Origin of the sequence: Streptomyces milbemycinicus (assembly GCF_002154605.1) — a bacterium.
GTDB lineage: Bacteria > Actinomycetota > Actinomycetes > Streptomycetales > Streptomycetaceae > Streptomyces > Streptomyces milbemycinicus.
Genome location: NZ_MUNE01000012.1, coordinates 1 through 9,557, shown reverse-complemented (window position 1 = coordinate 9,557; position 9,557 = coordinate 1). Strand labels below are relative to the sequence as shown.

Below are 9,557 nucleotides of genomic sequence, written 5' to 3'. Positions count from 1 at the left end.
ACCGGCCGTCGCGCTGTACGGCGCGCGGTTCACCCACTGGAACGTCACCGTCACCAACCAGCGCGCGGGCCTGATCAAGATCGATGAGATCGCCCCGTACAGCGCGACGGCCGGTATCAGCGAGGTGCGTGAGTTCGACCAGACCGACGTCCCGGACTTCGCCGGTCCGCTGCACTCCCGTATCGAGTCCTACGGCCACCCGGAGGCGCTGCGCCCCCGCAACCTGTACGAGGCGCAGCGCGACTTGGACTGCTGAACTTCCCCGAGATTCCCCGAGATTGACGGTGAAGAATTTCGCCCCCTGAAGCCTCTTTCATGTGAACCGGTCACCGACCGGGAAGCATCAAAGGAGAGAAGAGATGGGGGCCGGGCATGAGCGACGGGGGCGAGGAGACCACGAACGGCGGGGAGTTCGAGTTCGAGGGGCTGGAGGACTTCGGGGATTTCTACGCCCGGACCTACCCCTGGCTCGCCGCCCGCGCGGTGATGCTCAGCGGCAATCGTCAGAACGCGGAGGACGCCGTCCAGGAGGCGTTCATCGAGGCGATGCGCCGCTGGCCGACCGTGCGGGCGTGCGCCTCGCCGGAGGGGTGGGTCGTGACCACCATGCGCCGCAAGCTGTCGCGCGACGGCCGACGTTGGTGGTTCCGGTGGAAGCCGGTCGAGCTCACCGTACCGGCCGCCACCACCGCCACCGTCGAGGAGACCGCGGAGGCGATGGCCGTGCTGCGCGCGCTCGGCATGCTGCCGCCGCGCCAGCGCCAGGTGGTCGTGATGCACTCCCTGGAGGGGATGAGTTACGCGGAGATCGGCGCCGAACTCGGCATCAGCGCCGGGGCCGTCGGCAGCAATCTGCACAAGGCCCGCGCCCGGCTCAGCCTGTTGCTCGACGCTTCGCCGGAGCTCGATCGGCCGGGAGATTCCCTGGTCCCCGGCGTACGGACCGACCCGCTGTCCACGGCGCTGCGCGGTGCTGCCGAGTGGCTGCTGGACGGGCTGCGCGCTGCTCACGACCGTGGCGACCATGGTGCCCCCGACGACCGGGGGCGGAGATGATCGCCACCGCCATTGCCGCCCCCGCTGCCGCCCCCGCTGCCGCTGCCGCCGCCATTGCCGCCGCCCGGGCCGTGCTGGCCCTGGTGCTGCTGGTCGTCTTCTACGCCCTGGTCGCGCTGCTGGTCCTGGTGTGGCTGGCGTTCCTGGTGCTGGGGCTGTGGGCCGCCGGGGAGCCGGAGAGCACGGCGCCGCCCACCAGCGTCATCCTGGCCTGCGCCGCGTTCGCGCCGATCCTGGCGGGCATGGTGTGGGCGGTGGTGCGCACCGCGCGGCCCGCCGGGCCGGCGGAGGGCACGGTGTGGGTGAGCCGCCGCAGGGCCCCCGCGTTATGGGCGGCCGTCGAGGAGCTGGCCGAGGGTGTGGGCACCGCCCCGCCGGACGCCATCCGGCTGACCACCGAGGTCAACGCCTCCGTCACCGAGGACGCCTCGTTCCTCGGCCTGGTGCCCGGCCGCCGCACCCTCTACCTCGGCCTGCCCCTGGCGGTGGGCCTGCCGCCCGCCGAACTGCGCGCGGTGCTCGCACACGAACTGGGCCACTTCTCCCGCCGCCACAGCCGCTTCGGCGCCCTCGCCCACCGCGGTTCGGCCGGGCTGGCGGCCGCCTGCGAGGCGATCCGGAGCGCGGCGGCGGCCAACGACCTGGTGCGGATGTACGCGGGCGGGCCCCTGCTGCTGCTCCGCGGCTACACGCGCGTCTTCCGCTGGCTGACCCGGCCGGTCCGGCGGCGCCAGGAGCTCGAGGCCGACCGCGAGGCGGCCCGGGTGGCCGGGGCGCGGACCGTCGCCGACGCCCTGCGCTCGGCGTCCGCGCTGGAACAGGGTTGGCTGGAGTTCATCGCGGGCTTCCTCACCCCCGTACGCCGGGCCGAGGGGCGGGTACCGGACGATCCGTTCCGTGCCTTCGCGCATCTGGTGGAAGCCCCCGAGCTGCGGGAACCGTTCGCCGCGCTCCGGGCGCGGGCCGCCGAGCGGCCCGCCGACCGCGACGACCCGCACCCCGACCTGGCCACCCGCCTCAGCCGCCTGGCCCGCCTCCCCGACAGACCGGCCGAGGGCGGTATCGCCGAGCCCATCGAGGTGCCGTCGGGGTACGCGGTGGAGCTGGCCCGCACGCTTTACCCAGGCCGGGGTGCCAGCCGGGGGACAACGATGCCGTGGCGGGACTGGCTCGGGCTGCTGGCCGAACACCGGGCGACGCGGCTGCTGGGGCCACTGGCGGAGGCGGTCCGTACGGTCGAGAAGGCCGAGGGGATATCCGGGGAGCCGCACCGGGGGCTGACGATCCAGCGGGTCCTGCGCCTGCTCGACAGCGGACGGCGGATGCCGCTCGCCCGCGCGCTGGGCAGCCGCGTACCGCCACCTGACGAGCCCGGCCGGGGTCCGTTGGGCCTGCTCGCGGAGGCCCTGTACGTGCTGATCGGGGCGCAGTTGGTCGCGCGGGGCAGCGCGCACTGGACGATGAACTGGACCGGTCCGGGCACCCTCGTACCGCCCGAGGGCATCGCACCCGAGACGATCCGGGACTGGGCCGACACCGCCGTACGCCTGCCAGGCGAGACCCAGCGGCTCGGCTTGTACGTGGCCGCGCTGGGGGTGGACGAGCGGGCGCCGCTGCCGGGGGAGAGGGCGCCGGACGGGGCGAAGGGGACTGAGAAGCGACCTGCCGGAATTTCGCGACCCTCCGGGATCAGCATCGCGCCCGGCGTGGACGCGCCCGCGCAGCGGCGTATCTCCGGCATCCGGGTGCTGGCGCTGACCGTGCTGCTGGGGATGACGGCGATGTCCTGGCTGCTGTGGGCCAACCGCGGGGAGCGGACGTACCCCGGGACGGGGTGGCAGCCGACCAGCACGTACGACCCGGCCGCGGGCGGCGCCGGGCTGCCGGGGGAGCTGCCGGGCGCGGGCGGGTACTCGGACTGGCCGACGACCACGGCTCCGTCCTTGCCCCTGCCCACTGCCCCGATCTGGACGCCGGGGACGTTGCTGCGGCCGAGTTTCGACATCGAGTCGTTGGTGCCCAGGCGCACCCCGTGAACCGAACGGCCGGGGCTCAGCCCGCTGAGACGGTGCGATCGGTCCTGGAGCCGTCCCCGACAAGCTCCCCCACACCATCCCCTCGCTCCGTCCCAGGCCCGACGGCCCGCATCAGCGAGGCGTACCCGGCCGCGGCCAGGGTCCCCACCACCGCGCAGCCCGCCCACAGCACATCCGCCCCGTAGTGGTCGATCACCGCCCCGGCCGTCAGCGGGGCGACGAGCGCCGCGAGCGACCAGGAGAGCACATAGACCCCCTGGTAGCGGCCGCGCCCGTGGGTCGGGGAGAGCCGGGCCACGAGCCCCATCTGGATCGGGGTGTTGATGATCTCGCCCATGGTCCAGACGCAGATGGTCAGGGCGTAGACCGCGACCGATCCGGCGAAGGCGGTGAGCCCGAAGCCGTAGCCGATCAGCAGCGCGGCGCCGACCAGCAGCCGGGTCGGCTCGCGGTGCCGCTCGATGAACCGGGTGACGGGGATCTGCACGGCCACGATCAGCACCCCGTTCACGGCGATCGCCAGCCCGAAGTCCGTACTGGACAGCCCGCTTGCGCCCATCGCCACCGGCAGCCCCACGAACCCCTGCTGGATGAGGCTCGCGACCAGGAACGACAGCGCCACCACGGCCATGAACGACCGGTCGCGCAGCACGTTCCCGAGCCCGATCTCCGGCGCCGCGTCCACTGTCCCCGCCGCTCCCACCGCCTGCTCCCGCACCGGGCGGGACTCGGGCAGCTTGACGAAGACGACGACGGCGCACAGCAGCGTCATCATCGCCTCGCCCAGGAAGAGCGCCAGATAGCCGTGCTCGGCGATCAGCCCCGCCACGGCCGCGGAGAAGGCGAAGCCGAGGTTGATCGCCCAGTAGTTCAGCGAGTAGGCGCGTATATGGTCTTTGGGGGCGACGATGTCGGCCATCATGGCCTGCACCGCGGGCCGCGACCCGTTGGTCGCCATGCCGACGAAGAAGGCGACCGAGGCGATCGCGACCGGATGCTCGACGAAGCCGAGCACGGCGACGCTGACCGCGGTCGCGCTCTGCGCGATGAGCAGCGTGGGACGCCGCCCCAGCCGGTCCGTCATGACCCCGGCCCCCAGCGCCGCCACCGCCCCGCCCAGTCCGTACAGTGCGCCGACCAGACCGGCGTACGTGGCCGAATAGCCGCGGTCGACGGTCAGGTACATGGCAAGGAAGGGGGCGACGAAGCCGCCCAGCCGGTTCACCAGGGTGGACGTCCACAGCCACCAGTAGGCGCGGGGCAGACCCGAGACACTTTCCTTCGCTGCCTGCGTCAGCCTGGTGACGGACGGTAGCGCAACGGACATCGGGCGACCCCTTGTGCAAAAACGCGGCATAGGTAAGTGGTGCAAGCGGTACCCGCAAATTACCGACCCCGGCCCCCCGTGCGCCACTGGATTGACCGGGTGCGTGAAGCGTTGCGTTCATGCCGGTCAAGTAGGCTCGACGCCATGGCCGACGCACCGTACAAGCTGATCCTCCTTCGCCACGGCGAGAGCGAGTGGAACGCGAAGAACCTGTTCACCGGCTGGGTGGACGTCAACCTCAACGAGAAGGGCGAGAAGGAGGCAGTCCGCGGCGGTGAGCTGCTGAAGGACGCCGGCCTGCTCCCCGACGTGGTCCACACGTCCCTCCAGAAGCGCGCCATCCGCACCGCGCAGCTCGCCCTGGAGTCCGCCGACCGCCACTGGATCCCGGTCCACCGCTCCTGGCGGCTCAACGAGCGCCACTACGGTGCCCTCCAGGGCAAGGACAAGGCCCAGACCCTCGCCGAGTTCGGCGAGGAGCAGTTCATGCTCTGGCGCCGCTCGTACGACACCCCGCCGCCGCCCATCGACGCCGACTCCGAGTGGTCGCAGGCCGACGACCCGCGCTACGCGACCATCCCGCCGGAGCTGCGGCCGCGCACCGAATGCCTCAAGGACGTCGTCGCGCGCATGCTCCCGTACTGGTACGACGGCATCGTCCCGGACCTCCTGGCCGGCCGCACGGTCCTGATCGCCGCCCACGGCAACTCGCTGCGCGCCCTGGTCAAGCACCTCGACGGCATCTCCGACGCCGACATCGCGGGCCTCAACATCCCCACCGGCATCCCGCTCGCCTACGAGCTCGACGCCGACTTCCGCCCCGTCAAGCCGGGCGGCACCTACCTCGACCCGGAGGCCGCGAAGGCGGCCATCGAGGCGGTCAAGAACCAGGGCAAGAAGAAGTAAGCCACTGCTGGTAAGCGCCGTGAGTAAGCCCCCTGCCTGCGGTTCTCCGCGAGCAGGGGGCTTACTGCCGGGCCGGGGCCGAGCGTTCGCGGCCCTGGTGGCGTTACTTCGACGACGAGTCGGACCGCAGCAGCTGGACCTCGGCGAGGTTGGCGTTGCCACCGTGTCCGTCGTAGACCCGCAGCATCGGGATCACCGCGTGCTGGGGCAGCTTGAACGTGTACCACTGCTGGTCACTGGTCACGCCCGCGACGGTCAGGAAGGTCGTCCAGGTTTTCCCGCCGTCGGTGGAGCTCTGCAGCACTGTGCCGTTGGCCCGGTCCGCGAACTTCGCACGGGGGCGGATCAGCACGGCGTCGACCGCCAGTGAGGAGCCGTCGGTCGGTTTGACGGTCACCCAGCCGGTCGAGGTGGTGGTGTCGGTGTACGTGGCGATGTCGCTGTCGAACATCCGCCATCCGTTGGCTGCCGTGGTACCGGTCCCCGGCCACTGCGGGGTGGACGCGTCGACCCAGCCCCGGTCGATCTTGTCGGGCACCATATGGGTGTTCCACAGCTGGAGCGACGACCCGTCGGTGGTTTGGAAGACCGTCGAGCCGGGTTCGCCGTCGGCCGTCGTGTAGTCGGCTGTGAAGCGCAGTGCGCGGCCGAAGTCCACGTCGTCCGGCAGCACCGCCGTGGCGCTCCAGTGCTCACTGTCGGTGCTGGTGACCTCCGCGTCGGTGCCCTCGATGCGCACGTTCACCTTGGCCAGCGGCTGCGTGGCCACCAGGTCGAGCGTCACCTTGTCGCCGTTGACGGCCCGTGCCGGGTCGTCATTGCTGGACGAGAGCGTCGCCGACTTGACGGCCTGCGCCGTTTCGACCCGGGAACCGTGAATCCGGAATTCGCCGAAGGAGGAGATCCCGGGGTAGTTCGGGTCGGTGGGCACGCCCGGGTCGTCGACCTGGACCTTGAGGAACCGGAACGACTTGTCCTGGACCTTGGACAGCACCGGGATGGTCTCCATCTTGAAGTCCGGGGTGGTGTTCGTGGTCTCTCGTGAGGTCAGCAGGGTCCAGGTGGAGCCGTCGTTCGACCCGTAGACGTTGGCGCCCTCGGAGCGGTTGCCGAAGTTGTACCGGGCCCGTAGCCCGAACGCGTCGGCCCGCACCCCGAACCCGGTCCCGAAGTCCAGCGTGAACGGAGCCCTCAGATCGCCGGAGAAGGTGTTGATGTCACCGTCGGTCATGTTCCAGACATTGGCCTCGGACAGGGACGAGGTCACCAGCGCCGGATAGCTCAGGGTGCCGTCGGCGAGCTTCGGGTTGAGTAGTCGCAGCGCCTTCACCGCGTCCTGCACGGTGACCAGCCCGGCCGAGAAGGTGCTGTCATCGGCCGTGTCGATCGTGGCCTTGACGGAGGACACCGCGTCCTTGAACTTCTGGAGGGGTGCGCGGACGTATGTCGCCTTGGGATCGAACCCGTCCTGTGCCGCGGTGAGCGCGCCCGCCCGGTCCGGTGCGACCACCAGGTCGAGCTTCAGGACGGTGTCGGTCCTGCCGTCGGAGGCGACGACGGACGCGTGGACGTCACCTGTCTGGGAGCTCGTGGGTGTCCAGCTGAACGCTCCGGTTGTGCTGTCGACCGTGGCGCCCTCGGGAAGGCCGGAAGCCTCGTAGGTGAGGGTGTCGTCGCCCGAGTCGGTCGCGGCGAGCGACCGCTTGAGCGGCGCCCCGGCCACACCGACCAGTGTGGTCCGCTGCCCTTGCGGGAAGGCCGGCGGGGTGAGCTGGGCCTTGGCCTGGAGGTTGACGCTGTCGATGTCGACGTTCACATCGGAGGCGCCGACGACCGTGTAGTACGCCAGGTTGTCGCCCGCGGTGCTCCCGTGAAGGATGCCGAGGTCCATGTCGTACGTGACGTAACGCCACTTGCCGTGGGTGTCGGGCAGGCTCACCGTGTGGTACGGCTTCAGCGACATGTCCTTGCGGATCTCCAGGGTCGCCGGGCCGTTGGTGCGGATCAGCACCCCCACCGGGCTGTATCCGTTACGGCTGTCGTACATCAGGGTGCGGACCGCGATGGTGGCGCCCTTCTTCGACGCCCGCATCCGGACCATGTCGCGTCCGTCCTCCTCGCGGACCCCGGAGCGGCCGTCGAGGGGGATGGCGCGGTGCGCCATCCGCACCAGCGGGCTGTCCTGCTTCGGACGGGTCTGCCCGGCCACCTTCTCGGGCAGCGACAGCCAGTAGTCCGGGTTGTAGTCGGGGTTGCTGTTCCAGAAGTTGTACGCCCCTGTTCCCCAGAAGAACTCGGGGCCGTCGGCCTGCTCCTTGACCTTCGCGAGGTTGGGGGCCACTTCCTTGACGTCGACCCCGAACTCGTACCGGTAGATGTTGTAGAGCTCGTCGATGGGCTGGAACACGCGTCCCCGGTAGGCCTCGGAGAGCTTGCCAGGACCGCCCGTGGTGTCGATCCAAGGGACGGTCTTGCCCGTCATGTACGCGTACCAGGCGTCCGCTCCTGCGAGAAGCCGGTCGTTGCCGAACCGGAACGGGGACACGGCGTTCGACTTGGTGGACACGGTGCCGGCGACCGGGTCCAGCCGGGTTTTCTGCACCGTGAGCATGCGCGAGATCTCCGTCGCGATGTCGATGCCGTCCCATGCGTGTGCCTGGTCGCGGCCCATCTCCTGGTGCTGTACGAACGAGTAGCCGTAGTGGTTCAGCGGGTCGTCCGCGCTGATCACGCGGAGCAGGGAGTTCAGGGCACCGTTGGTGTTGCGGTTCGGGTTGGACTTGTTGACCGAGAACCACTCGACAGCCTGCTCGTAGCCGGCCCGGTTGTCGGTGAAGACATAGCCGGCCAGCTCACCGACGATGGGGTACAGCTGCTGGTTCATGAAGAAGGTGTTGCCGTAGAGCAGGGTCTTGATGACGGGCGTCACGAGGTTCTTGGTCAGGTTCGTGGTGTCCGCGTCGGTCCAGCTGGTGTCGTAGCCGTCGGAGCCGGGATTCACGCTGGAGTAGCGGAAGATCTCGGCCGCGGCGAGCATGCGCATCAACGGGACGCCGGCGTGGATGTGGTCGTCCGGATACGACGCGACCTTCTCGGGGTCCATGTGCGACCACGTCCGGATGATGTGCATACCGTTCGCGCGGTAGACGGGGTCACCCGTGATGAAGTACTCGATCGCCTGGGTGTAGGCACCGAAGGCATCCTGGATGAACCTGGACTCGATGCCCTGCGAGTTGAACGCGTCCGACTTCGGGGTGTCGACCTCCGACCCACCGTTGACCGGGGTGAGGGTGCGCGACGCGTACGTGGTGCCGTGCATGGACGCGTAGTAGGAGGCCCATGGCTCCACGCCGTCGAGCACCTGGCGACGGGCCAGCCGCAGGCTCGACGCGCTCACCGCGATACCGGGGTGGACGAACCCGTCGCTGCTGGTGACCTCCTTCAGCGTGACGGTGGGGAAGGCGTCGCCGGTCACCGGATCGGAGGTGGTCGCCGCCGCCGCGGAGGACGCCGGAACAAAGGCTGCGAGCAGAGCACATACGACGGTGGCTATCGCCCACCACCGCGTATGTCTGAGCCTCATCCCTGATTTTCTCCACATACAACTCTCCAGTGGGTGTGGGTGCCTGCCGGGAATGAGTGGGGGGTGAGGGGGCGGACTCCGGTCAGACGGTGTCCTGGGTGAGAACCACGAGGTTGGAATACGCTTTCTTTATCCGCGTGTCGCGACGGTGCCCGATGCGGGTGAGTACGGCCGTAACACGTGACCAGCGCCCAGGTCACGCCTTGTTTCCGCATAACTCCGCATGACTCCGCATGGCTGCGGACCTCCTAGAAACCGATTTCTGTGAACCATAGATACCCCGGCCCCACCACACAAGAGGCGTGCGCAGACAGTCCCGACCGGCACATGCGGCGCGACCCGGCCGCCTAGATCAGGGATGGCAGGACGCTGCGGGGCCAGTTGCCCAGCCAGAAGGCGGCGGTCGAGAGTTTGGGCTGTGCTTCCGTGGAGCTGTCGTGGGGGAAGAGTTCGGTCGGGGCGATGTAGCCCTCGCCGGGTTCCAGGCGGAGCCGGAAGCAGAGCATGAGGTGGCCGTTGCCGGGAACTGCCGGCAGTCACTCGCGCGTGCCGATCGCCTCCGCCGGGTGCTGCCGGAGGGCCAGCCGGGCCGGGAGGGCGGTGGCGGCCAGGGCGAGGGCTGCGGTGGGGGCGAGGACGGCGAGGTAGG

At 70.0% G+C, this 9,557-nt stretch carries 6 protein-coding genes and 1 pseudogene; 4 read left to right on the top strand and 3 right to left on the bottom strand.

The window, feature by feature from the left end:
• The 3 genes and pseudogenes from CCN51_RS00980 to CCN51_RS00970 all read left to right on the top strand — a co-directional run.
• Nucleotides 1-256, top strand: a pseudogene (locus tag CCN51_RS00980) (hypothetical protein); the annotation flags it as partial.
• A 116-nt stretch (nt 257-372) separates the two neighbouring features.
• Nucleotides 373-1,056: an RNA polymerase sigma factor gene (locus CCN51_RS00975; protein WP_014177593.1), complete on the top strand. Its 684-nt coding sequence runs from the start codon at nt 373-375 to the stop codon at nt 1,054-1,056.
• Complete coding sequence (locus tag CCN51_RS00970) at nt 1,053-3,092, top strand: M48 family metalloprotease (protein ID WP_014177592.1); 2,040 nt, start codon at nt 1,053-1,055, stop codon at nt 3,090-3,092. Before CCN51_RS00975 ends, CCN51_RS00970 begins: the two co-directional genes overlap by 4 nt.
• A 16-nt stretch (nt 3,093-3,108) precedes the next feature.
• Here CCN51_RS00970 and CCN51_RS00965 read toward each other — a convergent pair whose 3' ends face one another.
• Complete coding sequence (locus CCN51_RS00965) at nt 3,109-4,419, bottom strand: MDR family MFS transporter (RefSeq protein ID WP_014177591.1); 1,311 nt, start codon at nt 4,417-4,419, stop codon at nt 3,109-3,111.
• Between the two features lie 144 nt (nt 4,420-4,563).
• Here CCN51_RS00965 and CCN51_RS00960 point away from each other — a divergent pair, with 144 nt between their 5' ends.
• Nucleotides 4,564-5,325, top strand: a complete 762-nt coding sequence (locus CCN51_RS00960; RefSeq protein WP_014177590.1) for a phosphoglyceromutase — start codon at nt 4,564-4,566, stop codon at nt 5,323-5,325.
• Between the two features lie 103 nt (nt 5,326-5,428).
• Here the strand turns inward: CCN51_RS00960 and CCN51_RS00955 are convergent, their stop codons facing one another.
• Nucleotides 5,429-8,908 (bottom strand): Ig domain-containing protein, encoded by a 3,480-nt coding sequence (locus tag CCN51_RS00955; protein ID WP_014177589.1) that lies wholly within the window; start codon nt 8,906-8,908, stop codon nt 5,429-5,431.
• A gap of 347 nt (nt 8,909-9,255) precedes the next feature.
• The gene (locus CCN51_RS54750) at nt 9,256-9,414 is read right to left on the bottom strand and encodes a hypothetical protein (RefSeq protein ID WP_014177588.1); all 159 of its coding nucleotides are present in this window, start codon (nt 9,412-9,414) and stop codon (nt 9,256-9,258) included.
• Nucleotides 9,415-9,557: the final 143 nt, after the last annotated feature.